Origin of the sequence: Acinetobacter sp. ANC 4805, from assembly GCF_022549495.1 — a bacterium.
Taxonomy (GTDB): Bacteria; Pseudomonadota; Gammaproteobacteria; order Pseudomonadales; family Moraxellaceae; genus Acinetobacter.
The window spans coordinates 197,850-223,388 of the sequence record NZ_JAKZGD010000005.1 but is presented as its reverse complement, the minus strand read 5'-3'; the positions used below and the strand labels follow the sequence as shown (position 1 = coordinate 223,388).

29 protein-coding genes are annotated in these 25,539 nt (G+C 39.3%); 11 read left to right on the top strand and 18 right to left on the bottom strand.

The window, feature by feature from the left end; all coding sequences use genetic code 11:
* Positions 1-60 precede the first annotated feature (60 nt).
* Complete coding sequence (gene infA, locus MMP60_RS08920) at positions 61-282, top strand: translation initiation factor IF-1 (protein ID WP_001284370.1); 222 nt, start codon at positions 61-63, stop codon at positions 280-282.
* A 63-nt stretch (positions 283-345) separates the two neighbouring features.
* On the opposite strand, the gene MMP60_RS08915 is transcribed toward infA, so the two are convergent.
* A complete protein-coding gene (locus MMP60_RS08915; protein ID WP_241335931.1) occupies positions 346-717 on the bottom strand; it encodes a lysozyme inhibitor LprI family protein in 372 nt (123 codons plus the stop codon).
* Positions 718-882: 165 nt separating this feature from the next.
* Between MMP60_RS08915 and MMP60_RS08910 the strand changes: the two genes are divergently transcribed.
* Complete coding sequence (locus MMP60_RS08910) at positions 883-1,269, top strand: hypothetical protein (protein WP_241335930.1); 387 nt, start codon at positions 883-885, stop codon at positions 1,267-1,269.
* A 61-nt stretch (positions 1,270-1,330) separates the two neighbouring features.
* Here MMP60_RS08910 and leuB read toward each other — a convergent pair whose 3' ends face one another.
* From leuB to leuC, 4 genes are all read right to left on the bottom strand, one after another.
* On the bottom strand, positions 1,331-2,410 hold the full coding sequence (leuB, locus tag MMP60_RS08905) for a 3-isopropylmalate dehydrogenase (RefSeq protein WP_241335929.1): 1,080 nt from the start codon (positions 2,408-2,410) through the stop codon (positions 1,331-1,333).
* Positions 2,411-2,455: 45 nt separating this feature from the next.
* Entirely contained in the window at positions 2,456-3,031 is a 576-nt protein-coding gene (locus MMP60_RS08900; RefSeq protein ID WP_241335928.1) for a hypothetical protein, read from the bottom strand.
* 147 nt (positions 3,032-3,178) lie between these two features.
* On the bottom strand, positions 3,179-3,826 hold the full coding sequence (leuD, locus tag MMP60_RS08895) for a 3-isopropylmalate dehydratase small subunit (protein WP_241335927.1): 648 nt from the start codon (positions 3,824-3,826) through the stop codon (positions 3,179-3,181).
* Positions 3,827-3,922: 96 nt separating this feature from the next.
* Positions 3,923-5,341 carry a 3-isopropylmalate dehydratase large subunit gene (leuC, locus tag MMP60_RS08890; protein WP_241335926.1) on the bottom strand — a complete coding sequence of 473 codons (1,419 nt, stop codon included), beginning with the start codon at positions 5,339-5,341 and terminating at the stop codon, positions 3,923-3,925.
* Positions 5,342-5,684: 343 nt separating this feature from the next.
* On the opposite strand from leuC, the gene MMP60_RS08885 reads away from it, so the two are divergent.
* Together MMP60_RS08885 and MMP60_RS08880 are read left to right on the top strand one after the other, a co-directional pair.
* The gene (locus MMP60_RS08885) at positions 5,685-5,891 is read left to right on the top strand and encodes a DUF2061 domain-containing protein (RefSeq protein WP_018677362.1); all 207 of its coding nucleotides are present in this window, start codon (positions 5,685-5,687) and stop codon (positions 5,889-5,891) included.
* A 59-nt stretch (positions 5,892-5,950) separates the two neighbouring features.
* Positions 5,951-6,814: a LysR family transcriptional regulator gene (locus MMP60_RS08880; RefSeq protein WP_241335925.1), complete on the top strand. Its 864-nt coding sequence runs from the start codon at positions 5,951-5,953 to the stop codon at positions 6,812-6,814.
* A gap of 16 nt (positions 6,815-6,830) precedes the next feature.
* Here the strand turns inward: MMP60_RS08880 and MMP60_RS08875 are convergent, their stop codons facing one another.
* The 5 genes from MMP60_RS08875 to MMP60_RS08855 all read right to left on the bottom strand — a co-directional run bounded on the left by MMP60_RS08875 (position 6,831) and on the right by MMP60_RS08855 (position 10,971).
* A complete protein-coding gene (locus tag MMP60_RS08875) occupies positions 6,831-7,589 on the bottom strand; it encodes a hypothetical protein (protein ID WP_241335924.1) in 759 nt (252 codons plus the stop codon).
* Positions 7,590-7,665: 76 nt separating this feature from the next.
* The gene (locus tag MMP60_RS08870) at positions 7,666-8,412 is read right to left on the bottom strand and encodes a sporulation protein (RefSeq protein ID WP_241335923.1); all 747 of its coding nucleotides are present in this window, start codon (positions 8,410-8,412) and stop codon (positions 7,666-7,668) included.
* Between the two features lie 54 nt (positions 8,413-8,466).
* Positions 8,467-9,900, bottom strand: a complete 1,434-nt coding sequence (locus MMP60_RS08865) for a DUF2252 domain-containing protein (RefSeq protein ID WP_241335922.1) — start codon at positions 9,898-9,900, stop codon at positions 8,467-8,469.
* A 102-nt stretch (positions 9,901-10,002) separates the two neighbouring features.
* Entirely contained in the window at positions 10,003-10,245 is a 243-nt protein-coding gene (locus MMP60_RS08860; protein WP_241335921.1) for a hypothetical protein, read from the bottom strand.
* A gap of 66 nt (positions 10,246-10,311) precedes the next feature.
* Positions 10,312-10,971, bottom strand: a complete 660-nt coding sequence (locus tag MMP60_RS08855) for an HAD family hydrolase (RefSeq protein WP_241335920.1) — start codon at positions 10,969-10,971, stop codon at positions 10,312-10,314.
* 183 nt (positions 10,972-11,154) lie between these two features.
* Between MMP60_RS08855 and MMP60_RS08850 the strand changes: the two genes are divergently transcribed.
* From MMP60_RS08850 to MMP60_RS08840, 3 genes are all read left to right on the top strand, one after another.
* A complete protein-coding gene (locus tag MMP60_RS08850) occupies positions 11,155-11,631 on the top strand; it encodes an RNA pyrophosphohydrolase (protein WP_018677368.1) in 477 nt (158 codons plus the stop codon).
* A gap of 92 nt (positions 11,632-11,723) precedes the next feature.
* Positions 11,724-14,018 carry a phosphoenolpyruvate--protein phosphotransferase gene (ptsP, locus tag MMP60_RS08845; protein WP_241335919.1) on the top strand — a complete coding sequence of 765 codons (2,295 nt, stop codon included), beginning with the start codon at positions 11,724-11,726 and terminating at the stop codon, positions 14,016-14,018.
* A gap of 460 nt (positions 14,019-14,478) precedes the next feature.
* Positions 14,479-15,999, top strand: coding sequence for a catalase (locus MMP60_RS08840; RefSeq protein WP_241335918.1), 1,521 nt, complete (start codon positions 14,479-14,481; stop codon positions 15,997-15,999).
* Positions 16,000-16,248: 249 nt separating this feature from the next.
* Here MMP60_RS08840 and tatC read toward each other — a convergent pair whose 3' ends face one another.
* Genes tatC through tatA form a run of 3 tightly spaced genes read right to left on the bottom strand, consistent with a single transcriptional unit; the run spans position 16,249 to position 17,661 of the window.
* Positions 16,249-17,016, bottom strand: coding sequence for a twin-arginine translocase subunit TatC (gene tatC / locus MMP60_RS08835; RefSeq protein ID WP_241335917.1), 768 nt, complete (start codon positions 17,014-17,016; stop codon positions 16,249-16,251).
* Positions 17,003-17,425, bottom strand: coding sequence for a Sec-independent protein translocase protein TatB (gene tatB, locus MMP60_RS08830; protein WP_241335916.1), 423 nt, complete (start codon positions 17,423-17,425; stop codon positions 17,003-17,005). The genes tatC and tatB overlap by 14 nt, the downstream gene beginning before the upstream one ends.
* 17 nt (positions 17,426-17,442) lie before the next feature.
* The gene (tatA, locus tag MMP60_RS08825; protein WP_241335915.1) at positions 17,443-17,661 is read right to left on the bottom strand and encodes a Sec-independent protein translocase subunit TatA; all 219 of its coding nucleotides are present in this window, start codon (positions 17,659-17,661) and stop codon (positions 17,443-17,445) included.
* 382 nt (positions 17,662-18,043) lie between these two features.
* On the opposite strand from tatA, the gene MMP60_RS08820 reads away from it, so the two are divergent.
* From MMP60_RS08820 to MMP60_RS08810, 3 genes are all read left to right on the top strand, one after another.
* On the top strand, positions 18,044-18,922 hold the full coding sequence (locus tag MMP60_RS08820) for an intradiol ring-cleavage dioxygenase (protein ID WP_241335914.1): 879 nt from the start codon (positions 18,044-18,046) through the stop codon (positions 18,920-18,922).
* A gap of 255 nt (positions 18,923-19,177) precedes the next feature.
* Complete coding sequence (locus MMP60_RS08815) at positions 19,178-19,618, top strand: thiol-disulfide oxidoreductase DCC family protein (protein ID WP_241335913.1); 441 nt, start codon at positions 19,178-19,180, stop codon at positions 19,616-19,618.
* Positions 19,615-20,022, top strand: coding sequence for a DoxX-like family protein (locus tag MMP60_RS08810; RefSeq protein ID WP_241335912.1), 408 nt, complete (start codon positions 19,615-19,617; stop codon positions 20,020-20,022). The genes MMP60_RS08815 and MMP60_RS08810 overlap by 4 nt, the downstream gene beginning before the upstream one ends.
* Here MMP60_RS08810 and MMP60_RS08805 read toward each other — a convergent pair.
* Positions 20,009-21,061 (bottom strand): MBL fold metallo-hydrolase, encoded by a 1,053-nt coding sequence (locus MMP60_RS08805; RefSeq protein WP_241335911.1) that lies wholly within the window; start codon positions 21,059-21,061, stop codon positions 20,009-20,011. The two genes, MMP60_RS08810 and MMP60_RS08805, sit on opposite strands and share 14 nt — an antisense overlap.
* 375 nt (positions 21,062-21,436) lie before the next feature.
* Between MMP60_RS08805 and MMP60_RS08800 the strand changes: the two genes are divergently transcribed.
* Positions 21,437-22,345 (top strand): LysR substrate-binding domain-containing protein, encoded by a 909-nt coding sequence (locus MMP60_RS08800; protein ID WP_241335910.1) that lies wholly within the window; start codon positions 21,437-21,439, stop codon positions 22,343-22,345.
* Positions 22,346-22,473: 128 nt separating this feature from the next.
* Here MMP60_RS08800 and MMP60_RS08795 read toward each other — a convergent pair whose 3' ends face one another.
* The 4 genes from MMP60_RS08795 to MMP60_RS08780 all read right to left on the bottom strand — a co-directional run bounded on the left by MMP60_RS08795 (position 22,474) and on the right by MMP60_RS08780 (position 25,513).
* Complete coding sequence (locus tag MMP60_RS08795) at positions 22,474-23,082, bottom strand: glutathione S-transferase family protein (protein ID WP_241335909.1); 609 nt, start codon at positions 23,080-23,082, stop codon at positions 22,474-22,476.
* Between the two features lie 52 nt (positions 23,083-23,134).
* Positions 23,135-23,833, bottom strand: coding sequence for a YafY family protein (locus MMP60_RS08790; RefSeq protein ID WP_241335908.1), 699 nt, complete (start codon positions 23,831-23,833; stop codon positions 23,135-23,137).
* A gap of 76 nt (positions 23,834-23,909) precedes the next feature.
* Positions 23,910-24,584 (bottom strand): HAD-IA family hydrolase, encoded by a 675-nt coding sequence (locus MMP60_RS08785; protein ID WP_241335907.1) that lies wholly within the window; start codon positions 24,582-24,584, stop codon positions 23,910-23,912.
* Positions 24,581-25,513 (bottom strand): RluA family pseudouridine synthase, encoded by a 933-nt coding sequence (locus MMP60_RS08780; protein WP_241335906.1) that lies wholly within the window; start codon positions 25,511-25,513, stop codon positions 24,581-24,583. Before MMP60_RS08780 ends, MMP60_RS08785 begins: the two co-directional genes overlap by 4 nt.
* Positions 25,514-25,539: the final 26 nt, after the last annotated feature.

Sequence of the window (25,539 nt, the reverse complement as noted above, 5' to 3'; positions counted from 1 at the left end):
GTAAAATTCAAATAAATTGACTATAATTTGCCCCTTTCCAATTTGATCATCAGGTAGGCTATGGCCAATAAAGAGGAACTCATTGAGTTCGAAGGCGTTGTCACCGAAACGCTTCCTAATACGATGTTCCGTGTACGTTTAGAAAACGGTCACGAAGTTATTGCTCACATTTCTGGTAAAATGCGTAAACACTATATCCGTATTTTGACGGGCGACAGTGTAAAAGTTGAAATGACACCTTATGACTTAACAAAGGGTCGTATCACTTACCGCGCGCGCTAAGAGATTCGTGAATGCAAAAAAGCCACATTTCGTGGCTTTTTTTCTATGCTTAATTTTTGTTATTTATTCACTTAAACGAGTTGTCTTACATCCAATTGTTTGACATTCACGCAACCGCTCTACTAACCAATGATTACGTTCTTGTGTCGTACTCAATCGGCATTGCACATTTACACTATTTTGCTGATCATCGGTACACTGAGCATCTCGATGACGAATCCATGCGAGCTGTGACTTTTTAAGAATTTTTTGTTGTGTCTCATTAAGTTGATGTCTTAATTGCTGATAATTTTTATTTAAATCTGCATCAGCACTGGCATAAATTTTATTGGTACAATAAATATCATCATAGGTATTACGAGCCTTATCACAATTATCCGCATAGCTTAATGGCGCTAAAGCTCCACATATAAGTCCAAGTATTATCTTGCGCATCAAGTTTTCCCAATCGCCTCATTATGCAACATATCTAAGCATATTTTATTTGAATTGAATATTGCCAAAAAATAGACAAGTTTGTATATTTTTGTCTTTATTTGATTTAAGCAATAGAATACATAAAATTTCAATATTTCATATCAATATAAGGAAATTATCAGGATGAATTCTAAATATTTTATATTTGCTTTTTTTCTCATTCTACAAGGTTGTACAACACCCGGATGGCAATCTGTTAAACTCCAAGACTACTTACAACCTTATATTGGTCAATCAGCCGATAATATTCAACAAAATCTTAATCTGAGAAGCCTAGGCTATCAAACATTAAAACAACCTCAAAAGACCAATCAAAATTTAGTTTTTACAGTACTTCGACCTATGAATATCCCTATACCTATGAATATGGGAATTTCAGATGGCTCTCATCTTTCCACGAGCACAACTTATAGTCAATCTTATGACATCAATTTTTACTGTCATATTATCTTTGAACTCGATCAACAACAAATCGCTCGCTCGATTCGTTATGAAGGCAAAGCTTGCTAGCTTTCTAGAACTAGAGTAAAAAAAACGCAGCTTGAGCTGCGTTTCTTATTTACTTAAATACTTAGTTCAGTGCTGAAACGACAGCTTCACCCATCGCATCTGTACCAACTTTGGTCATGCCTTCAGACATAATGTCAGCTGTACGCAAACCTTGATCCAAAACTTGACCTACTGCATCTTCAATCGCTTTCGCAGCGGCTTCTTCACGGAAAGTGTAACGTAGCATCATTGCGACAGAAAGAATCGTTGCAAGTGGATTAGCAACATTTTGACCTGCGATATCGGGTGCAGAACCATGACATGGCTCATACATACCTTTACCATTCTCATCTAAAGATGCAGAAGGCAACATGCCGATAGAACCTGTTAACATTGCAGCTTCATCCGATAAAATATCGCCAAATAAGTTACCAGTCACAATCACATCAAATTGTTTTGGCGCACGTACTAACTGCATTGCTGCGTTATCAACATACATATGTGACAATTGGATATTTGAATACTGAGCTTGCTGCAAATCAGTGACCGTTTGCTTCCATAACTCGGTGACTTCTAATACGTTAGCTTTATCGACAGAGCAAACTTTACCACCACGTAAACCAGCAAGTTCAAAAGCAACTTTAGCAATACGTTTGATTTCACTTTCAGAATAAACGTCGGTGTTATAGCCCTGCTTCTCACCATTTTCTAATTCACGAATACCACGTGGTTGACCAAAATAGATCCCACCCGTCAGCTCACGAACAATCAAAATATCTAAACCTGCAACAATTTCAGGTTTCAAACTTGAAGCATCTGCCAATTGCGGATAAAGAATCGCAGGACGTAAATTAGCGAACAAATTCAATTCACTACGAATTTTCAATAGACCACGTTCTGGACGAATCGAACGTTCAATCGTATCCCACTTCGGACCACCGACTGCACCCAATAAAATAGCATCTGCATTTTTTGCTTGTTCGCTCGTCACAGCAGGATACGGTTCACCATGTGCATCAATCGCTGCACCACCCAGTAAACCTTGTTCCCATGTCAAACCTAAATTAAATTTTTGATTGACTGTTGTTAGCACTTTTTCAGCAGCACCAACAATCTCAGGACCAATACCATCACCCGCTAAAATTAAAATATGTTTAGACATTTATTTTCCAATTTCCTATGTACAGCAGTTACGACTGCAAACCAATTAAATCTTTTTCTCAATAAACTCGCCTAAACCGGTACTCACATCAAATGGGCGACAGAATCGACGAATCGTATGTTGCTCTTGCTGTAAATCAACACATAATGGCTCAGGTACAGAAACATTGAGTAAACTACCTGAACGATATGCGCGGTCTCGGTACATTTTAAAGGTATAGCTTTGGTGGGGCTTGAACGCATGAATGACATGGAAGGTTTCAGCTCGATCAGGCGAAATCGGATAGAATCGAATAACGACCTCATATTGCTTGGCAGGTACATTTAAGTAGACTTGTTGTTTTCTACTAAAAACTGAACCTTGTAATCTGACGATTCCTCGCTCCATTGCCTGTTGGCTAATACGGTGCGACTTTGCATCAATTACAGCAAGATCACCTATTCTTTCAAACTCGCAATTTTCGACACCTGAACAATATAAAGTTACATTATCCACTTTATTTTCTAATGTCGTTTGTGCGATACGAACTTGATCGACCACATTCGGAGTATTCTGACATGCGGTTAACAACGTACCAACACTTAAACACAGTAAAATACTGCGAGCGAGTCTTGTTTTCATTATTCAGGCCCAGTCCTCATATCATGTAACATGCAAGCAAATAGATTTACTCGCATGTTAACAAGAGTTCAATGTCTGTGCTATGACTATGTTTAAAATGCTCCAAGACATTAAGCCATGTTTATATTGATAAAATATAAATAAAACCTAAGCTTGTATATCTTGAAATACCCAAGGGCGTACTTGTTTGGCTTTTTCTTCAAAAGCACGAATATCATCCGCAACTTGTAAAGTTAAACCAATATCATCCAAACCATTCAATAAACAATGTTTGCGGAATGGATCAATCTCAAATTTAAATGCATCACCTTTTGGTGTACGTACTTCTTGTGCTTCTAAATCAATCGTAAGCTGATAGCCTTCTTCAGCACATTCTTTGAATAACTGATCCACGATCTCTTCAGAGAGGATCACAGGCAACATGCCATTTTTAAAGCAGTTATTAAAGAAAATATCAGCAAAACTTGGCGCAATCACGGTACGGAAACCATACTCATTTAAAGCCCAAGGTGCATGTTCACGGCTTGAACCACAACCAAAATTAGTCCGTGCCAACAAAATGGTTGCACCTTGATAACGTGGCTGATTCAATACAAATTCAGGATTAATTGGGCGCTTACTAATGTCTTGACCCAAATAACCTTCATCTAAATAGCGCAATTCATCAAATAAGTTATCACCAAAACCTGTGCGCTTGATCGACTTCAAAAACTGCTTCGGAATAATCAAATCGGTATCGACATTGGCACGGTCTAATGGTGCAACGACACCTTGTTCTACAGTGTATTTTTTCATTTTAAAACTTCCAATTAACTGATTAATCCCCCTAAGTCCTCCTTTATGAAAGGGGGACTTTTCTCCTCTTTGGACAAGAGGGGTTAGAGGAGACTTTTAAAATGTTCGAACGTCAACAAAATGACCTGCGATTGCTGCTGCTGCTGCCATTGCTGGACTCACCAAATGGGTACGACCACCGTTCCCTTGACGACCTTCAAAGTTACGATTTGAAGTCGAAGCACAATGCTCACCCGGTTGTAACTTATCAGCATTCATGGCTAAGCACATTGAACAACCTGGTTCACGCCATTCAAAACCAGCTTCCAAGAAAATTTGATCCAAGCCCTCTTGTTCAGCTTGCTGCTTCACTAAACCAGAACCAGGCACAATCATCGCCTGTTTAATACTCGAAGCAACTTTACGCCCTTTAACCACATCTGCTGCGGCACGAATATCTTCGATACGAGAATTGGTACATGAACCAATGAACACGCGATCTAACTGAATATCAGACAATGCCTGACCTGCTATTAAGCCCATATATTGATAAGCGCGTGTCCAGTCATTACGTTGCACATCATCTTTGGCTTGTTCTAAAGTTGGTACAGCTTGTGAAACTGGAATCACCATTTCTGGAGAAGTTCCCCAAGACACTTGTGGTTCAATCTCTGCACCATTTAAGACGACAACCGCATCAAATACAGCATCTTCATCCGAATGCAAGGTATCCCAATAAGCGATTGCTTGATCCCACTGTTCGCCTTTCGGTGCATAGTTACGATCTTTTACATAAGCAATGGTTTTATCGTCTACAGCAACCATACCCACGCGCGCGCCAGCCTCGATTGCCATATTACATACGGTCATACGACCTTCAATCGACATATCACGGAACACTTGACCACCAAACTCGATGGCATAACCTGTACCACCAGCTGTTCCAATCTTGCCAATGATCGCCAACACTACATCTTTCGATGTCACGCCATTGCCTAATACGCCATCAACACGAACCAACATGTTTTTTGATTTTTTCTGTACTAAACACTGAGTTGCCAACACATGCTCAACTTCAGAAGTTCCAATACCATGCGCTAAACAACCAAAAGCGCCATGTGTCGCAGTGTGTGAATCGCCACATACCACCGTCATACCCGGCAAAGTTAAACCTTGCTCTGGGCCAACCACATGTGCAATCCCTTGACGAATATCATTAATACCAAATTCAGTGATATTAAAGGTCTTACAGTTATCATCTAAAGTTTGAACTTGGATACGAGAAGTATCATCTTCGATCCCCGCAATGCCTTGTTCACGCTCTTTTTTAGAGGTTGGAACGTTATGGTCAGGTGTTGCGACATTGGCACTTAAACGCCAAGGCTGACGATTAGCAAGTTGTAAGCCTTCAAATGCTTGAGGACTAGTCACTTCATGTAATAAATGACGATCAATATAAATCAAGCTTGAACCATCATCACGTTGCTTAACTAAATGGTCATCCCATAATTTGTCATATAATGTCTTGCCTGCCATGTCGTCGCTCTCCAACGTGCTTGTCATAGGACTGGGTAACTAAATCTTAAATTCATTATAGCAATGGTTTCACATAAATCTAATTTATCATTTTTATTGGTTATCAAACTTTTTGGAATAATAAGTTTGAGTTTTAAGATGATCCGAGAACGTTCTCATCAAGAGGCATAAATTCAGCTTATTCACTCTCCCACTTCAAATGAAAGATCTAATCTTTCACCATAAGTATTTAGTAATTCATTCATTATTTATAAATCCAATCATCATCAATCAAAATTTCCTTTTTACTTTTCAAATGATAATGATTATTATTTATATAAATAAAATTTATTTGGTGAGCATCATGTCAAACATCCAGCAATTTGTACTCAACAATCAACGAACGTTAAAGAAAACCTTGAGTTACTATATTCTCCATATTAGTGTTGCCATGTTGGTTGCCTATGCCATTACAGGAAACTTGCTCATGTCTGCAACCTTGAGCTTACTTGAACCGACCGTACAAGCATTTGCTTTTTTCTTCCATGAAAAGATTTGGAATCGTTTTTAGTTGAATCTCACTCAATAACGACTTACCTTAAATTTTAGAATGCTCTTGGATAAATCAATATGAATCTCGCTGCTTTTGAAGCATTTGTCAAAGTCATGGAAACCAGTTCAATTTCTTTAGCAGCTGAACAACTTTTTATTACTCAACCTGCGGTAACCAAACGAATCCACAGCCTTGAAGATTATTTTGGGGTAAAACTGTTTGAATCCGCAGGACGAGGTATCCAACCTACCCATGCTGCACACTCTTTATTACCCAAGGTGAGAACATGGCTCAATGAACTGGGCGAAATTCACCATACACTCAGCCATGAGCAAACTCAGGTTCAAGGTCGTTTAAAAATTGGCACCAGTCACCATATTGGACTACATCATTTGGCAGAACCATTGAAGAACTTTGTGCAATGTTTTCCACAAGTCAGGTTAGATGTGCATTTCGTTGATTCAGAGCAAGCCCATGAACAAGTTTTAGCAGGTGAACTCGAATTGGCATTTTTAACTTTGCCGCCAGTTGGAGATGATCGCCTCAACTATTTGACAATGTGGAATGACCCTTTGGTTTTTGTCGCATCACCCTTTCATCCATTGGCTCAACAAACACAACTCACATTAGAAGATTTAATCGCTTATCCAAGCCTATTACCTGCTGCACATACCTATACCAGTCAGATCACATTGGCTGAATTTGAAAAGAAAGGCTTAAAACCTAAAATCAGCATGAGCAACAATCCTTTAGAATCAATCAGGATGTTAGTTTCTATTGGCTTAGGTTGGTCAGTGTTACCTAAAACGTTGGTGAATCAAGATTTAAAACAACTTGATCTCAATCTCGATATGCAACGTCAACTGGGTATGGTGTGGCATCCTGCACGGATTCAGTCTAAAGCGGCGGAAGAATTAATTAATATGATGCAACTTGGCTAGGCTAGCTAAAACTAAGTTAGTCACCGCCTCCGCCACAACTGCTACAGCTACTGCCACAACTGGATGAAGATGATTGAGATTGCATATATTTTGCAAAATCTTTAGTCATTTGCGCCAGTTCAAACGATTGCCCATATTCCCAACCCAACACCTGATCAACCGCAAATAATCGTGGCAATTGCATCGTATTGCTTGGATTATATCCATGTAACATACAGCTATATTTCCAAGCTTCAAATAATTGCTTTGCTTGTTCTTCTGGTCTCGTTGTTCCGTCATAAGGGCTATGATTCAACGTTCGACCTATGGTTTGCTCACATAATTGCTGATATTGGATCGGATATTGCAACATCACATGCCATAAAGCATCGACTGCATGTGATGGCATGGCATAGGCTTGTTTTTGCATCACATGTAATGCTAAGTAATCTTTAAATCCAAGTTCAATCAGTCGACGTTGTTTTAAGCTCAGTTCGGGATATTGTTGTTTTAATTTATTCCAAAACATCGGATCAATTTTGAGTTGCTCAATCCTCTCTAATTTGTCTCGTCTCGTTCGAGCAATCAGCGCTTGATTCACAACAATCACTGTCCAAATGAATGGAAGTAACACCCAAGCCGTAAAAAATTGCTGTTGCCAGCTATACATGACCAATAAGACTAAGATGGGTAACATGATCCAGCGTGTTTTGATCGTAGGTTGCTGGCGTTTTAATTTGAGTAATGCATCAAGCATATTGGAAGTCTGTTCTTCCTGATTTGTTTTTATTTTCATACTGTCATCTTAAGAAAAAAAGATGACAGTTATATGACAGAAAACCTCCCAATATGGGAGGCATTGATGATATAGATTATCCTATTTTTAACAAACGGCGAATTTGTTGCGTCACTTGATCCACATCTAATTGCTGATTTGGAAGTGTCATCGTCAATAGCTGATCTGAACGCAAGGTTCGATCCACTTCTAACATCACATGCGTTTGATGTGCTTCTGCAACAAATGACACTTCAACCTCATTAAAGCCACTGAACAGATGTGAAGAAACAAACTCTAATTCTTGGTAGCAACCAATGGTTGATCGAAAATTACGTGCCGTGAGTTGTCCTTTTTCTACATCGACACTCGATAAGACAAAACCACATTGTTGCATTGCTTGTAAAAACACTTGCATGGTTGGTGTTGGTAACACGCTTAAATAATCACGATCAGTTGCATCTAGTCCCCAATCAACATCCATATGTGTATTGATCCAAACGCGAGTCCCATTACGGCGACAAGATACCTCTGTTATCGGCGTCTCCTCAGGTAACTGCATCGTAAATGGAATATGATGGGATTGATGTGCAGCTAATAAAAAACTTGAACTGATTAACCACTGATCCAAGATCAAAGGCTGATTAAATTCATGATCCCCTGACTCAACTTCGGCGATGGTCATCAATTGTAAATACAAACTATTGATTTCTTTATCAGATGAGCCGCCTTTAAAACTAATTTCCCCTTCTAATGTTCCACCCGCTTGTAAAGTTGGATTATGCAAACGTGTTTCCACAGTCACACCTTGCACACCCAAACCTGACATAATTTTATTAAACATCTTTCTTAAACCTTTTGAATTATTTCATTAAATCTGTAGTAACGTACTTATTGATTAAAGTGCTTCATCTCCAGCAATTTGGATCTTAGCATCTGCCACCGCATCCATAAATTGCTGATAGTCCTTTAAATTACGCTCTGCATATTGTGTTGCATACTGTTGTAAGACTTCTACAATGGTGCTTCCCTCACCGAGATAACCCATCAAAACATCGGCGTTTCCTGCTTTTGCATGTGCATGCGCTAAAGCTAAGCCACAGCTTTCGGCATATTCATAAAAATAATTATCATCCATATCCGCTAAATCAACTGAGATTTTCATATCACGGAGCTGACGCACATGGAAATGTTTTTCTAAGGTAGAAAAACCGAGGAAAATGTCGCTTGCCGCTTGCATCAACTGCTGACCATGTATGACACGCTCACCTTCATGTTTCACTTTTTCAAGGAATAAAGGACTCAAAATTGAAGGATTAGCTTCTTTCATTTGCAAGATCAAAGGTTCACGATCTGCATCCTGAAATAAAGCAATCGCCGATCGTGTTCCAACACTCCCCACCCCAACCACTTTTAAAGCAACATCGCTACGTTGATAGCGGTCAAATAAAACTTGGCGATCGTATTTCAATGAATCACGATATTGCTGAAAGAAAGTCTCAACACTTTGGCTAAAAGGTTCATCTGTATTGGGATGCCAAAGCAATGGTGCATCATCAACGAAATAGCGAAATCCTGTTTCTTGATCTTGTTGTGTGAGTTTTGGTAAAACAGAATGTGCATTTCTTTTTTGTGCTGAATCAAGATGCTTCTCTCGCTTCTTTCTCAGTTTTCGACATTCCGTATTTTCTAACAACGTACTAGCATCAACTTTGTCATACCAAACTTGTAGCGGTGATAATTCAGTATTTTGCAGTAGATGTTGGCGATAACTATTCAGCATGGTTTTAATGGCTTTTAAACCGACTTTATCAGCAAGATCAATATCACGTGCTGCAATCACAAAACTGGTCGCTAAACGTTTTAAATCCCACTCAAATGGCGCAACTAAAGTTTCGTCAAAATCATTGATTCCAAATAACAGATTACGTTCAGGACTAGCAAAACCACCAAAATTGCTTAAATGACAATCCCCACAGATCTGTTGAAATAATCCTGAGTTATGTTGTTCCCAAGCTTGATCAAACAACATTAATGACGGCATACCACGATAGAACGTAAAGGGTGAAACACTCATACGCTTGGCACGAATTGGTTTAAGTTGCTCTAAACGACCTTGATTGCTCCAATCATAAATCGTTAAAGCCGTTGTATCTTTTGGTCGTTCTGACAATTGTGATAATTGCTCACGCGGAATTTTTTTGCGTTGTGTTTTGCCTAATTTAAAACCTTCACTTTTGGTGAGTAGCTTACCTTGATAGCTGTGTCTGGTAAGATCAATGCTCTCTTCTGTCCATAGTTGTTTTGGCAGTTTAAGTTGTTGTTTTTTCATAACACCCCCGACATAAATTCAGTAGTGTTATAACAATAAATTGAATGGATCAGATAAATAATTTTTATATTTCATTCAACTCATGATGTTGATCATTCATTTTTATTTTTTCACAAATTTCCTAACAACATAATAAAGCAGCATCACAAAAGGTAAAACCAAAAATAATGCGCCAAATCCAAACGTTATGCAGGCAAAAATAATGCCGCCTATTGCACTCCCAAATAACAGGATAATCAAATAGAATAACAATTCACTAATCAAGACATCAAAACTTTGATTAGTGAATTGTTCACCCCAATCTGAGCGGCGATATCGTCTACGTTCTGAATTCTTATTATTCACAATATTTCCTATTCACATAACACCTATTCTTCTAACATAATGAGTGCTATGTGAGCAAAACAAAGATTATACGGATATGATCGACCAGTCTTGAATATCCCAACTCTGTTCTTGCGCTAATTTTTCTAAACGATCGTCTGGATTTACCGCAATCGCATGGGTTGCATACTCAAGCAAGAAACGATCATTGATTGAATCTGAATACGCCCAAGACTCATCGACTTCTCGTCCTTGTAACCACTGATCCAAACGAGCCAGCTTTCCTTTCTGATAACAAGGTAAACCTGTCACCTTACCCGTATACTTTCCATCCAGCACTTCAGCATTCGTAGCAATAATTTCGGTAATACCAAATTCACGAAAAATCGGAGCAGTAATAAAATCACTGGTTGCAGTAATCCCAACAATCGCATGTCCCATATCCTGATGCTTCTTGATTGCATCAAATCCTTTTGGACGCATTTGTGGGCGAATCACTTTTTGCATAAACAACTGATGTAGTTCAGTTAAATAAGTATTGTCATGCTTGGTCAAAAATTCAAAGACAAATTCATTATAGGCAATCGGGTCTAGCTGCCCTGCCTTATAGTCCTCATAGAATTTGTCATTCATTTGACGATGATGAACTGGATCAACCAAACCTTCATTCACTAAAAACTCACCCCATGAGTGGTCAGAATCGGTATTTAACAGGGTGTGATCTAAATCAAACAAAGCCAATTTCATATAAATGCTCATTTAAATGCAAATTAAAGAAAAAAAACGTAAATCTATTTCCGTAAGTGACTAAAAATTCGTTAAGATCATAGCAATTTTAAACATTTTACTTTGACCTTTTTCGAGTTGGACGTGAAGAGTGACTGTCCCCGAGATCAAAGTCAACGATATAGAGAAAATTTAGGTAGCCAAATGATCGACTCAGAAGGTTTCCGACCCAACGTCGGGATCATTTTGGCAAACGATGACGGACAAGTTTTATGGGCAAAACGCATTGGTCACAATGCTTGGCAATTTCCACAAGGAGGGATCCAGTTTGGAGAAACCCCTGAACAGGCACTTTATCGTGAACTGAGAGAAGAAGTCGGTTTATTGCCCGAACACGTCCAAATAGTAGCGCAGACTAAAAGTTGGCTGCGTTATCGTTTGCCACATCGATACATTCGGTCAGATTCTGATCCCGTATGTATTGGACAAAAGCAAAAATGGTTTTTACTGAAGTTAACGGCATCGCCCCATCATATTCAGTTAAATCTATCAGATCCACCCGAGTTTGATGAATGGCAATGGGTGAGTTACTGGTATCCGTTAGGTCAAGTGGTCAACTTCAAACGAGATGTTTACCGCAAAGCCATGATGGAATTATGTTTACAATTACCGCAGCGTTAATCATCAACAAATCATCACTTTAAGCAATGATTTTTGATAAAAGAGCTGTTATAACTAGACCGATAACGATTTATAAATTGGAGTAAACATCCATGTCAAACATGCAACTCGACACGCTTAGACGCATTGTGCAAGAAATTAATGCGTCCGTCAGTTTGCATGACTCTTTGGACATTATGGTCAATCATGTGGCTGAAGCGATGCATGTGGATGTGTGCTCAATTTATTTATTAGACGAACGAAATAAACGCTATGTGCTGATGGCTTCAAAAGGTTTGAAACCTGAAGCCGTCGGGCATGTTTCTTTAAATGTCGGTGAAGGTCTTGTCGGTTTAGTCGGTAAACGCGAAGAAATCGTCAACCTTGACAACGCACCAAAACACGAACGCTTTGCTTATTTACCTGAAACAGGTGAAGAACTGTTTAATTCATTTCTCGGCGTACCCGTCATGTACCGCCGTAAAGTGATGGGGGTTTTGGTCGTTCAAAACCAAGAACCTCAAGACTTTAGTGAAGCGGCTGAATCATTTCTTGTCACCTTATGTGCACAACTCTCTGGGGTTATCGCACATGCGCATGCCGTCGGAAATATTGATGTTTTCCGCAAGCCCACCAGTGGCTCATCTTACAAAACGTTCCAAGGTGTTTCGGGTGCTGGAGGTATCGCCTTAGGTCGTGCCATCGTACTCTATCCACCAGCCGATCTGGCTGCAATTCCCGATCGTGAAGCCGAAGATATTAGTGATGAACTTGAATTATTAGATCAAGCGATTGCTGCGGTACGTCTGGAGATTCAATCTTTAGATGAAAAAATGAAAGATTCATTGATGTCAGAAGAACGCGCATTATTTAGCGTGTTCTTACGGATGTTAGATGAAAATGCCTTGCCAAGTGAAATCAAAGATCATATTCGTACAGGAAGTTGGGCGCAAGGTGCTGTTCGTAAAGTCATTGATAAGCATGTGGCGCTTTTTGCACAAATGGAAGATGATTACTTACGTGAACGTGTCTCTGATCTCAAAGACCTCGGTCGCCGTATTTTAGCCTGCTTACAAGAAAATGATTCGAGTCACCGTGAACTTAGCCCAGACAGTATTTTAATTGGTGAAGAAATCAGTACGGCTGCCTTGGTGGAACTGCCCGTAGATAAGATTGCTGCGATTGTAACCTCTGAGGGTGCAGCCAATTCACATATGGTGATTGTGGCACGTGCTTTAGGTATTCCAACTGTAGTGGGTGTGACTGAATTACCGATTACCACCCTCGATGACATTGAAATGATTGTCGACGCTTATCAAGGGCGTATCTTTGTTAATCCACCACGTCGTTTGCGTCAACGTTATAAAGAAGTTCAAAAAGAAGAAGAACAAATCGCAAAAGATTTGAAGCAATACGAAACCAAGGATGCAATTACCCCTGATGGTGTCTCTATTCCGTTATTCGTCAATACAGGTTTGATGATTGATGTGGTTCGTGGGGTGCAACGAGGTGCGAAAGGCGTTGGTTTATATCGTAGTGAAATTCCATTTATGCTACGTGAACGCTTCCCTGGTGAAGAAGAACAACGTGCTATTTATCGTCAGCAATTAAGCCATTTTGCCAACAAGCCTGTGATTATGCGTACCCTCGATATTGGTGCGGATAAAGATCTGCCTTATTTCAGCATTGAAGAAGAAAATTCGGCATTGGGCTGGCGTGGTCTACGCTTTACCCTCGATCATCCTGAGATTTTCTCAGCACAAATTCGTGCGATGCTGAAAGCTAGTATTGGTTTAAATAATTTACATATCTTATTACCCATGGTCACCAGCGTCAGTGAAGTTGAGGAAGTTCTTTATTTATTAGAACGTGACTGGCTCGCGGTTCAAGAAGAAGAGCAAGTTAAAATCACCAAACCAAAACTCGGCATTATGGTCGAAGTACCGAGCGTACTGTTTCAAATTGGTGAGTTTGCTGAATTAGTTGACTTCTTTTCTGTTGGTTCGAATGACCTCACCCAATATTTACTGGCCGTTGACCGTAATAACCCACATGTCGCCAACGTCTATTCTCACTTTCATCCATCGATCTTACGTGCCTTAAAACGCTTAGTCGAAGACTGTCATGAGCATCAAAAACCAGTCAGTATTTGCGGTGAAATGGCAGGCGACCCGTTATCAGCAGTTTTATTGATGGCTATGGGCTTCAATACCCTTTCAATGAGTTCGAGTAATATTCTGCGCGTAAGAAAAGCGATTTGCCATGTGCCGATGACAGACGCGCAAAAACTACTGGATGATGTTCTACACATGAATAACCCATTAGTAATCAAAAGTTGGTTAGAACATTATTTTAAAACGCACGGTTTAGCCGATATGGTCAAATCAAATCGTTTGGTCAGCGCTTAAAAAAATCAATCAAGGCATCTTAACAAGATGCCTTTTTTACATAACTCCAACATCAGACCGCTCATATTTGGATGGAAATCGCTTTTATGATATTTCATTTAAGCATTCTTAAATTTTCTTTACCCGTAAATAATCACACCTCATAAATATTTATTTTTCATTGTTTTTTTATATTTTTTTTACAATTTACATCTGCAAAAAAATACGATTCATGTTTAAGATTTAAACAGCTTCAATCGAATAAAACATTTATGACATCAACTTTAATCCATTGGAAAAAAAGCATTCATCAATCTAGAGTAAAAATATAAATGATGTAAACACATTCATTGCAAAACCAAGTTTAGGCATCTGTGATCACGATACCCAACACACAAATGAATTGTAAATACATCTCTTTCGAAGACGGTCAAACAACTGAGATGACTAAGCTCACAAGTCATCTGAATGGAGATAAAACATGAGCCAAGACGACAAAAAATGTCCTTATAGCCACTTAACGACTGACTTTGGTGCCCCTGTAGTCGACAACCAAAATAGTATGACAGCAGGCGCACGAGGACCATTATTAGCCCAAGATTTATGGCTGAATGAAAAACTTGCTAACTTTGTCCGTGAGGTGATCCCTGAGCGCCGTATGCATGCCAAAGGTTCAGGTGCATTTGGTACATTCACTGTCACCCATGACATTACCCAATATACTCGCGCTAAAATTTTTAGCGAAATTGGTAAAAAAACAGAAATGTTTGCACGCTTTACCACGGTTGCAGGTGAACGTGGTGCCGCAGATGCTGAACGAGACATTCGTGGTTTTGCATTAAAATTCTATACCGAGGAAGGTAACTGGGATATGGTGGGAAATAACACCCCTGTCTTCTTTTTACGTGACCCACGTAAGTTTCCTGATTTAAACAAAGCTGTTAAACGTGATCCAAAAACCAACCTTCGTAGTGCCACCAACAACTGGGATTTTTGGACCTTACTTCCAGAAGCCTTACATCAAGTCACCATTGTTATGTCAGATCGCGGCATTCCTGCAAGCTACCGCCATATGCACGGTTTTAGTAGTCATACCTACAGCTTGATTAATGCAGCTAATGAACGTTTCTGGGTGAAGTTCCATTTCAGAACACAACAAGGGATTAAAAACCTAACCGATGCCGAAGCGGGCGAATTAGTTGGTCAAGATCGAGAAAGCCACCAACGTGATTTATTCGATGCGATCGAACGTCAAGACTATCCAAAATGGACGCTTTTTGTTCAGGTTATGCCAGAACAAGATGCAGAGAAAGTGCCATATCATCCATTCGATTTAACCAAAGTTTGGCCTCATGGCGACTATCCACTGATTGAAGTGGGTGAGTTTGAACTCAATCGCAACTCTGAAAACTTCTTCCTAGATGTTGAACAATCTGCTTTTGCACCAAGTAACTTAGTGCCTGGTATTAGCGTTTCACCTGACCGTATGTTGCAAGCACGTTTATTTAACTATGCAGATGCACAACGCTACCGTTTAGGTGTGAACTATCAACAAATTCCAGTCAATGCAGCACGCTGCCCTGTTCATAGTAATCACCGTGATGGTCAAGGTCGTACTGATGCCAATTATGGTGGCTTACCGCACTATGAACCAAACAGCTTTGGTCAATGGCAAGAGCAAGCGCAGTACAAAGAACCCCCATTAAAAATCAATGGTGATGCAGATTTCTGGGATTATCGTGAAGATGATCATGACTATTTCAGTCAGCCTCGTGCCTTGTTTGAATTGATGACACCTGAACAGCAGCAAGCATTATTTGACAATACTGCACGTGCGATGGGTGATGCATTAGACTTCATCAAATACCGTCATATTCGAAACTGTCATGCGTGCCACCCTGCTTATGGTGAAGGCATTGCGAAAGCATTAGGCATGACTATATCTGATGCTCTAGCAGCACGTGAAACTGATCCGGCTCGTCACTTACCAAGTTTCCTATAAGCCCTATAATCGACACAAAAGCATCTCTAGGATTGATGCTGATGAGTTAAGCATCATTTCATTATTACTGATTGATAAATCTCCCCTAGCCCCTCTTTGAAAAAGAGGGGAACACCATTGAGGATTAAATTTTGAAATATCCTCTCCTTTGAAAAAGGTGAGAAGCATCGCTTCGCAAGGGGAAGATTAAAAATGCTTAACTGACTGGCGTTATCTCTAGAGATGCTTTGTTATGATCACACATACATTTTAGATTTGCTGAGCAACCGCTCGGCTTCTTTCTAGGCTCTTTCCAAATAATAAACCCAACTCAAATAACAACCACATCGGAATCGCCAACATTGCCATGCTTAATGCATCAGGCGGTGTGATAAACATCGAGACCGTAAAACATCCAACAATAATATAACGCCGCTTCTCCGTGAGATATTGCGTACTTAATATTCCTGTGAGGATTAATAATAACGTTACGATGGGAATCTCAAAGGTTAGCCCAAAGACTAGAAATAATTTTAAGCAGAAAACCAAATAACTATTAATATCTGTCATCGGAATAACGCTATCGGGCGTAGCGTGCAGAAAAAAGGTTAAAATGGCGGGTAGCGTAATAAAGTAAGCAAAAGCGATGCCTAAATAAAACAACACAAAGCTGCTGAATAATAATGGAATCGCAATATGTTTCTCGCGTTGATATAAAGCAGGCGCAATAAATTGCCAAATCTGATACAGAATATAGGGCATCGCCAACATAATCGCGACAAAGAAATCGAGTCTAAAAGGTGCCATAAAAGTCGCTGTGACATCTGTTGCAATCATGCTGGCATTTACAGGTAATTGCGCGCGCAAAGGTTTGGACAAGATTTCATACAACCATTTCGCAAAGGGTAACATTGCAACGAAAAGCACAATAACAATCACCAAAACCTTGATGAGCCGCCGTCTTAATTCAAACAAATGTGAACTTACGGGCATTTGATTGAGCTGATCGGGTTGTTTCGGTATATCAGCTAAGGTCATCTGACTTTCCCTTCCCCTGTTGTAATCCAGCTATCGTTGCTGATGCAACGATCTCATCTAGCCCATTATTTACAGAGCGAATATCCTGTTGTTGCGCCACGATTGGATTTTGCTGTGAGTCAATCGTTTGCTGTTTACTGTTATGAATCTCAGCATTCATTTTGTCGAGCTCTTCACGCATACGCAGTTCCGTTTGCTTAATACGTTGCAACTCTTGTTGCATCTGTTCTCGTAATTCAGCGATCTTTAATTCTTGATCAAAAGTATCTTGGACATGGGTCAGGGTATGTTTAAATTTCGCATAATATCGTCCAAGTGTACGCATAGCGACAGGGAGCTTTTCTGGGCCAAGCACGATCAGTGCGACAAAACCCAATAAAATGAGCTCACTAAAACCAATATCAAACATAGGTCAATCAGCAAAAGTTACACATGATCAGACGTCTTATTTGCAACGGTATGATTCACATCAATAATCCGTTGCTTTTCCAAATTTTGTTTTTCGTCTTCATCTCGCACAGAATCTTTGAAATCTTTAACTGCACCACCCAGATCTTTCCCCAAAGATTTTAGTTTTGATGTTCCAAAGACCAAAATAATCACAACCAAGAGCAATAAAATATGCCAAACGGATAACCCCATCATAATGAAATTCCTTAATTTATTATTTTTTTAAATTATCAAAAAATAATGAACTCAAATCATGAATCTGGTTAAATCAATCAAGCTCTCTGTAATATTTTATTGTAAGCCTCTCTTTTTCCTCCACAATTCTAGAAAAAACCACAGAAAAACGTGAAAAGTAAAATTTATTCATTTATTTTATTATTCAAATACAGAAAGATACCGTTTTACTTAGATGTATTAACATTTAATCCAAGCATTACACATAATTACAACTTCTCACATTTTTTTCCATTCTCTATCAATATCTTAGACTCAAATCACAACAACAAAAACTGACGTGATTTTTTGATTTATAGCCATACCAAACTGAGTACAGCAAATTATTTTTGGGAGATCGTTAATGGAAGAACACCGCGTCAAAGATTCAATGGGTTTAGCACAAGATATTCAGAATATGTTAGCAAGACCGCTCAACCGCCGTGATGCATTAATTTTAGGAGCAGGTAGTTTAGCCACCTTGTTGGTCGGTTGTGGTGGCAGCACTGATGCAGCCAATAATAGCTATGCAACAACCAGTTCATCTAGTTCAAACAACTCAAGTTCGTCTAGCAACAATAATAACAATAGCTCAAGTTCATCTACATGCCCAAATCCAGTTCCGACAGAAACGGAAGGACCTTATCCTGCTGATGGTCATAACTCTCGAGTGAATGCCCTCACACGTTCAGGTATTGTCCGTAGAAATATTAAACCCAGCTTATTTACAGGAAATGTCGCTCAAGGTGTTCCTTTAACGTTGGCAATTAAATTGGTCAATACCAATGCCAATTGTGCAGTTTTATCTGGATATGCCTTATACCTTTGGCACTGTGACCGAGACGGTAATTATTCATTATATTCTTCTGGCGTGACCAATGAAGACTATTTACGTGGCGTCCAAGAGACAGACAGTAATGGTATGTTATATTTTGACACCATTTTCCCTGCGTGTTATTCAGGTCGTTGGCCGCACATCCACTTTGAAGTCTATCCAAATGTCAGTGTCGCAACGACTTATGTCAATCAGGTTAAAACCTCTCAATTTGCACTCCCTGCTGACATCTGCTCAACCGTCTATAATCAAGCGAGTGGCTACAGCAACAGTGTACGAAACTTGGCGCAAGTGAATTTATCATCAGATAATATTTTTAATGATGGTTACAGTACCCAAATGATGACGGTTACAGGCAGTGTATCTGAAGGCTATACAGCTACAATCGTCGTTGGCATTGCCGTTTAACACGCCAGATAAGCGAGAAATAGAGAAGAAATTGTACTGATTAAAGATCATCAGCACGTTTCAATATAGAAAATGATTGCGACATTAATACTGATAAGTTAAGCGAAATTCTTGGCTTATCAGTGCCTCAGAAATATTCAATTCAAATACTTGAATCTTGATTTTCCTAAATAATTCTTTATTCACCAATATTCAAATAGATTTTTTGATTCAACTCAGCGACAATTTATCCAAACAATGATTAGAAAAATCGCCATGAAAGATCAATTAGAACAACTCATTCAAACCTACAACATCATCCTATTCGATGCAGAATGTGTGCTGTGTTCGGCTTGGGCAGACTTTATGATCAAGCATGACCACGACTATCAATTCAAACTCGCATCTGTCCAGTCAAATTTAGGGCAAGCCTTGCTAAGGAAATATCAACTCCCAACTGATCATTTTGAAACGATGGTATTGCTTGAAAAAGGTCAGCTTTATACAGAATCAGATGCTTTTCTACGAATTATGCAACGCTTAGACTCCCCTTATTCAATACTCAGCTTTGGAAAGATGATTCCCAAAGTAATTCGCAATTTTGCTTATCGTCGTATTGCTTTAAATCGTTATCGTCTTTTTGGTAAAACAGAACAGTGCTATTTCATTACACCTGAAACTCAGCAACACTTTCTATTGGATGATGTCTTCGTATGAACAGCGCAAACCAAACCATTCAACAGATTTTAAAATTCTGTCAGTTCGTGATCGCAAGTCTTTGGATTTATCAAGGTTTAATACCCAAACTGGTTTTTCAGGTTGCAGATGAGCAGTATGTTTGGCAACAGTTACATATCCCAAGTATTTATATTCTATATTTAGTTTCACTCTCAGGCATTGCCGAGATGATTTTTGGCAGTCTATTTTTATTTGTGACACACAAATACTTGCATTGGCTCAGCATCATGAGTCTGGTTGGGTTATTTATTTTTGTTTTGTTTATCTACCCAAATCAAGTTTATCAGGCATTTAATCCCGTCGTCATGAATATCGCTATGGCAAGCCTCTCCATAATTGCTTTGTGGTGTATAGATTCAATACAACAGACTAAGCGCGAATAAAATGTCCTTCACGAATACAATAAAAGGGATTTACCAGTTTAGAAGATGATTTCACTGCTTGCTGCAATTCATGTTCTGGTGCATCACGATCTTCATCTGTGAGCTGAAAAGTTCGGAAATGAATTGCCAATGAACGATGGGCATGTAAATCTAAATGAGCATGAAAAGCATCTTGAGGGTTCATATGAACATAACGCATCAATAGGCGTGGTTCATAAGCACCGATTGGTAACAATGCCACACGTGCATCACCATAACGTTCATGGATCTGCTTAAAGTGACTTCCATAGCCTGTATCCCCTGCAAAAAAACAGTGTCCAGTCTTTGCCAAAAGAGAAAACCCCCCCCATAAAGCCCGATTTTGATCACGTGTCCCGCGCCCAGAAGCATGCTGAGCAGGTGTATAAGCAATTTTTAGTTCATCATGAAAAGGGATTTCTTGCCACCAATCCATTTCAATCAGATGTAAATGTTTCGGTAGATAATAACCATTGCCTAAACCTGTATAAATAGGCATTTTAAATTTTTGATGTAACCAATCTAAAGTTGCCAAGTCCATATGATCATAATGATTATGGCTTAACAAAACGGCATGAATGGTTGGGAGCTGTTCTAAAGCAATTCCTGCTGGACAAACCCGTCGAGGACCTTGCCCATGCTTTGGACTCACGTATTCACACCAAACAGGATCGGTCAGGAAATTATAAGGGCCAATCTGAATCAAAACCGTTGCGTGTCCCACAAACCAAATCTGCCAATTATTTAAATCTGCATGGGGTCGATTTTGTGGCAACTCCAACATCTGATTACGGCTATTTAACTCATGCGCTCGATCAACATTCCAAGTATAAGATTTACGCGTTGCCAACCATTTCAATAAACCCTTACGATCAAAAGGCGTGAGTGGTTTTTCCAAGTTATAAAAACGATCAACACCACAATGGTCAGAAGACTCATGCGGAAATGGAGGTTTCCCCCAAGTATGGCTCAAGCAAGATTTGGTCGGCAATTGATAGGTTAATGTCGGCTTATCTTTCATGTACTTCTTCTTTGGTGGACTTAAATCACACGAGGCTCTGTCTGTTTGGGATGTTAAACACCCCTTTCACTCTAACGTTTTCAAATCAATCTAATTGTATAATTTTTTAGAAAGTTTAATCCTGACTAAACAATCGAATTTGATCCTAACATAAGCTTGTTAGTTATGCTGATTTTCTCTAGCTGAGTCAATACAATTTTAAGCTAGCGCCGTAGTTTTATCACTGACTGATCTCATTTAATCTTTTAATACATTTTTTATATTTTAAGAGAAAGTATATTGTTTATAAAAACAGCTACTATATAATGCGCAACTAGAATTACTTTCTAACACTCATATTTAAAAATAATAGTAAGACATACTTGGATCAGTCTAATGGAATTACGCCATTTACGTTACTTTATTACGGTTGCTGAAGAACTTAGTTTCAGCAAAGCTGCATTGAAACTGCATACTGCACAGCCTTCTTTAAGTCAACAAATCAAAGACCTAGAAGATGACATTGGCGTTCAGCTATTTTATCGCACCAAACGAAAAGTTGAACTCACCGAAGAAGGTCTCGTCTTTTTAGAGCAAGCACGATTAACCCTAACCCAAGCTGACAAGGCAGTTACCATGGCCCGTCAAGTTGCTGCGGCTAAAGTACAATGCCTCCGAATCGGGTTCGTACCTTCTGCTGAAATTCGAATTTTTCCCTATATTTTCCCACGCTTACGTATAAAAACGCCAAAATTACAAATTAACACCTTTAATTTAAAAGAAAGTGACCAAATTGCTGAATTAAAAAAAGGTGATTTAGACATTATTTTTATTAATCAAGATTTTCAAAATGAACATTTTGCGAGTCAATTGGTCTTAACAGAATCTTTGATTTTTATGCTACCAAAGCAGCACCCTCTTGCAAAATTTGCCGAAATTACGGTCGAACAGTTAAGTGAGTTAGAGCTTTCGTTACTCTCTCACAAGCTTTCTCAGCCACTTTCACAAACCATCCTAAAATATATCGATCAACACCAAATACAATTTAAAGCGATTCACGAAACCAATAGCATTGCAGAAAGTATTGAAGCGGTACATGCAGGATCAAGCTGCGCTATTTTACCTTCATATATGCAGGCATTGGCAACTGACCAAATTGTCGTTCGTTCATTAAGCCATATGCTTCCATGCCTTGATGTGTTTATGTGTTTCCATAGAACAACACCAAGTCAGGCAACAGAACAGTTTCTAGAAGAAATTAGATTCGTTTTTGAACTTGATCAACTTGCTTTATACGCAAGTTAAACCATGCTACTTGTAAGTTAAGAATGGTGAAAATATAAATACAACAAGACAAATCATCAATGTCAAATGCTGAAGCGTTAGATATTTCGCTTCAGCATGTATATCACATCAACTTTGTCTAAAAAGTTTTAAGCCTTACTAAAAAATGCTGCAAACTTTTGATAGCTTGCACGTTGTTTTACATTTTCTAAGTATTGCTCAATCACTGGATGTGTCTGTATTTGACCCATTTTTAACTGCCAAAACAACATCGCTGCAACCACTACATCTGCGGTTGTAAACTGTTGACCACACAAATATGGATCAGCTTCACTCAAGCCCTGAATAAAAGCCTGATAAGCTTCTTGATAATCGCCATAACCAACAAACATTTTCTGATCAGGTTTTATATCAATCCCCAACATTTTATTGGTCGATGCAGCCTCCCAAGGTCCTGAAATAAACATAAGCCAACGATAGTACAAGCCTCTCTTAGGATCGTTTAATGCAGGAGCTAAACCTTTATCCGCAAATTTATCCGTCAAATAAGCACACACTGCCCCAAGCTCATAAATTGCCACGTCCCCATCAACAAGAGCAGGAACTTTGCCAAAAGGATGGATTTTTAAATATTCGGGTGCTTTCATTTCAGTTTTGTATGCAACTTCTATCCGTTCACAGGTCACCCCTAACTCAATCAGCAACCAATCAACAACCGCACCTCGAGACTGAGTATTTGTATAAAATTTAAGTGTCATTTTTCATATTTCCTTGTTTGTTGGTGTTATTAAAATTTAATGGTTTGAATTGTCAATTTTTGTCAGTAGTCGAACGACAAACCTCTTGTGCCCACCATTGTTGAAAAAGTTGTTGTTTGAATTGTGGGTATAATTCCTGACTCAAACTTAAACTTTGCATCCGATCAAGCCGAAAGTTTCGAAAATCACTGCGTAACTCACACCAAGCAGCGAGCACAATCTTGTCATTAAAATAACCTAAAGCAAATGGCCAGACTGTTCTCGCACTTACTCGCTGTTGTTCATCCACATAATCAAAAAAGATTTTAACTTGAGTTCGAATCGACACTCGAACCTGTTCTACCAATGCTTGATTGACAGGCAACCATACATTAAATGCTCTGAGTGTCGTTTGCTGCAATAAATTTTGTCGATGCTCAGGCAATACCGTATTTAACTTTGCCAATACTGAAATTGATGCTTCATTCAAAGCCTGATCAGGAACACTTTTCAGCCAATATAGGGCTAAAAACATGGCTTCAATTTCATTTTCATTCAATGTCATTGGAGGAAGCAAAAAATCTTCTTTAAGTTGAAACCCCAATCCTGCCGCTGCATCAATATGAACACCCTGCGAACGTAAGGTTTCAATGTCGCGATAGACACTACGCTGACTGATCTGCAAACGCTCTGCCAAAATCTGCGCTGTCACGGGATAACGATATTCGCGAAGGAGTTGTAATAAATTCAGTAATCGAATAGAACGACTCATGCTATCCCTATTGTTATTATTGATGATGAGAAAATCAGCTTTCTCACCATCTTACTTTGCAAATAATGTGAATCGCTTAACTTTCAGTAATCGCTGCGCGTTCCAATATACTTTGCAAATAAGCATGTAAATCCTGCACATTATGAGCAATCGTTAAAGGCTGGTATTGTTGCAAAGTTTCAATACTATGCACCCCATAACTGACGCCAATACGTGGCATATTCAGATTTCGAGCCATCTCTAAATCGTAACTGGTATCCCCCACCATGATGGCACATTCAACCGCTACATCCAACTCAGCAAGAATCTCCTGCAACATCAATGGATCAGGTTTAGACTTGGTTTCACTAGCTGCACGGGTAATGTCAAAAATTTCATGGCTATGGGTTTGAGTCAGCACACGATCCAAACCCTTACGACTTTTACCTGTCGCAACTGCAAGCTTTAAGCCCTGCTGTTTTAAATCAGCCAACAGCTCTGCCACACCACTAAACCACGCATCACCTTTTGAATTGGCAACATAATGATCCGCATAGCATTGCAAAATGTCTTGCTGTAAATCAGGAACTTGAGGAAACAGGATTTGCATCACTTCAGGTAAACCTAAGCCAATGATACTTTTTGCAGCTTCACTCGTTAAAGGCTGCTCAAACTGCTGCGCTGCGTATTGCAAACTCGCCACGATTTGTCCAACCGAATCGAATAAAGTGCCATCCCAATCAAAAATCACCAATTCGATATTTTGACTCATTTCTGCTTTCTCAATTCATTGATCACTTGTTGCATATCTTCTGGCATTGGCGCTTCAATCACTGGATAGTTTGGTATTTCTAAGCGCATTGCATGTAAGCACAAACGTCTTGCTTCTGGGCCTTTATAAGCGGTGTTATGCCCATACTTATCATCACCTACCAGAGGATGCCCAATACTTAAACCATGCACACGAATCTGATGGGTACGTCCAGACAAAGGCGAAGCATGTACCAAAGTTGCTGTCTTAAAGCGCTCTACCACTTTCAAATCAGTTTTACTTGGCTTACCTTCTGAAGTAACACGTACACGACGTTCACCATTGGCAAGCTCATAACGCAGTAAGGGTGCATCGATCATTTGCCGATCTAAGCTGATTTGTCCTTTGACAATTGCAGCATAGGTTTTTTGAATTTTATGTTCACGCAATAAGTCCTGAAGCAGTTTTAAGGTGCTACGTTTCTTACTAATCATGACTAGACCCGAAGTATCTCGGTCAATACGATGAATCAATTCTAAATACTTTTTACCTGTTGCAGCACGTAAGGCTTCGATCAAGCCATATGCCACACCACTGCCACCATGGACTGCTATACCAGATGGTTTATTCACGACCAATAAACCTTCATCTTCGTAGACCACGCGGCTGAGTAAGCTTTGCGCCACGCTATCACTCACAGGTGCAGCAGTTTCATCCTTTTGTTCATAACGAATTGGTGCGACACGAATCTGATCGCCAATGCTCAAACGTGTTTCTGCTTTTATTCTTTTTTTGTTTACACGTACTTGTCCTTCACGAATCAAACGGTAGATTCGACTTTTGGGTACACCTTTTAATCGGGTAAATAAAAAATTATCTATTCGCTGCCCGTCTTGATGCTCATCCACGTCAAACCAAGTGACACTTTGCCATTGTTGTGTAGAATTCATACGCTCGATTAATCCAAGATTTGCTA

Excerpts from the sequence above, each read along its gene's own strand:
- MMP60_RS08875 (WP_241335924.1), bottom strand. The coding sequence starts at position 7,589 with ATGAAAATAAAAACAAATCAGGAAGAACAGACTTCCAATATGCTTGAT.
- leuC (WP_241335926.1), bottom strand. The coding sequence starts at position 5,341 with ATGGCAGGCAAGACATTATATGACAAATTATGGGATGACCATTTAGTT.
- leuB (WP_241335929.1), bottom strand. The coding sequence starts at position 2,410 with ATGTCTAAACATATTTTAATTTTAGCGGGTGATGGTATTGGTCCTGAG.
- MMP60_RS08795 (WP_241335909.1), bottom strand. The coding sequence starts at position 23,082 with ATGACACTTAAATTTTATACAAATACTCAGTCTCGAGGTGCGGTTGTT.
- MMP60_RS08910 (WP_241335930.1), top strand. The coding sequence starts at position 883 with ATGAATTCTAAATATTTTATATTTGCTTTTTTTCTCATTCTACAAGGT.
- MMP60_RS08780 (WP_241335906.1), bottom strand. The coding sequence starts at position 25,513 with ATGAATTCTACACAACAATGGCAAAGTGTCACTTGGTTTGACGTGGAT.
- tatA (WP_241335915.1), bottom strand. The coding sequence starts at position 17,661 with ATGATGGGGTTATCCGTTTGGCATATTTTATTGCTCTTGGTTGTGATT.
- MMP60_RS08870 (WP_241335923.1), bottom strand. The coding sequence starts at position 8,412 with ATGTTTAATAAAATTATGTCAGGTTTGGGTGTGCAAGGTGTGACTGTG.
- tatB (WP_241335916.1), bottom strand. The coding sequence starts at position 17,425 with ATGTTTGATATTGGTTTTAGTGAGCTCATTTTATTGGGTTTTGTCGCA.
- MMP60_RS08805 (WP_241335911.1), bottom strand. The coding sequence starts at position 21,061 with ATGAAAGATAAGCCGACATTAACCTATCAATTGCCGACCAAATCTTGC.
- MMP60_RS08790 (WP_241335908.1), bottom strand. The coding sequence starts at position 23,833 with ATGAGTCGTTCTATTCGATTACTGAATTTATTACAACTCCTTCGCGAA.
- leuD (WP_241335927.1), bottom strand. The coding sequence starts at position 3,826 with ATGAAAAAATACACTGTAGAACAAGGTGTCGTTGCACCATTAGACCGT.
- MMP60_RS08885 (WP_018677362.1), top strand. The coding sequence starts at position 5,685 with ATGTCAAACATCCAGCAATTTGTACTCAACAATCAACGAACGTTAAAG.
- MMP60_RS08855 (WP_241335920.1), bottom strand. The coding sequence starts at position 10,971 with ATGAAATTGGCTTTGTTTGATTTAGATCACACCCTGTTAAATACCGAT.
- tatC (WP_241335917.1), bottom strand. The coding sequence starts at position 17,016 with ATGACCTTAGCTGATATACCGAAACAACCCGATCAGCTCAATCAAATG.
- MMP60_RS08820 (WP_241335914.1), top strand. The coding sequence starts at position 18,044 with ATGGAAGAACACCGCGTCAAAGATTCAATGGGTTTAGCACAAGATATT.
- MMP60_RS08865 (WP_241335922.1), bottom strand. The coding sequence starts at position 9,900 with ATGAAAAAACAACAACTTAAACTGCCAAAACAACTATGGACAGAAGAG.
- ptsP (WP_241335919.1), top strand. The coding sequence starts at position 11,724 with ATGTCAAACATGCAACTCGACACGCTTAGACGCATTGTGCAAGAAATT.
- MMP60_RS08880 (WP_241335925.1), top strand. The coding sequence starts at position 5,951 with ATGAATCTCGCTGCTTTTGAAGCATTTGTCAAAGTCATGGAAACCAGT.
- MMP60_RS08850 (WP_018677368.1), top strand. The coding sequence starts at position 11,155 with ATGATCGACTCAGAAGGTTTCCGACCCAACGTCGGGATCATTTTGGCA.
- MMP60_RS08810 (WP_241335912.1), top strand. The coding sequence starts at position 19,615 with ATGAACAGCGCAAACCAAACCATTCAACAGATTTTAAAATTCTGTCAG.
- MMP60_RS08785 (WP_241335907.1), bottom strand. The coding sequence starts at position 24,584 with ATGAGTCAAAATATCGAATTGGTGATTTTTGATTGGGATGGCACTTTA.
- MMP60_RS08840 (WP_241335918.1), top strand. The coding sequence starts at position 14,479 with ATGAGCCAAGACGACAAAAAATGTCCTTATAGCCACTTAACGACTGAC.
- MMP60_RS08800 (WP_241335910.1), top strand. The coding sequence starts at position 21,437 with ATGGAATTACGCCATTTACGTTACTTTATTACGGTTGCTGAAGAACTT.
- infA (WP_001284370.1), top strand. The coding sequence starts at position 61 with ATGGCCAATAAAGAGGAACTCATTGAGTTCGAAGGCGTTGTCACCGAA.
- MMP60_RS08815 (WP_241335913.1), top strand. The coding sequence starts at position 19,178 with ATGAAAGATCAATTAGAACAACTCATTCAAACCTACAACATCATCCTA.
- MMP60_RS08915 (WP_241335931.1), bottom strand. The coding sequence starts at position 717 with ATGCGCAAGATAATACTTGGACTTATATGTGGAGCTTTAGCGCCATTA.
- MMP60_RS08900 (WP_241335928.1), bottom strand. The coding sequence starts at position 3,031 with ATGAAAACAAGACTCGCTCGCAGTATTTTACTGTGTTTAAGTGTTGGT.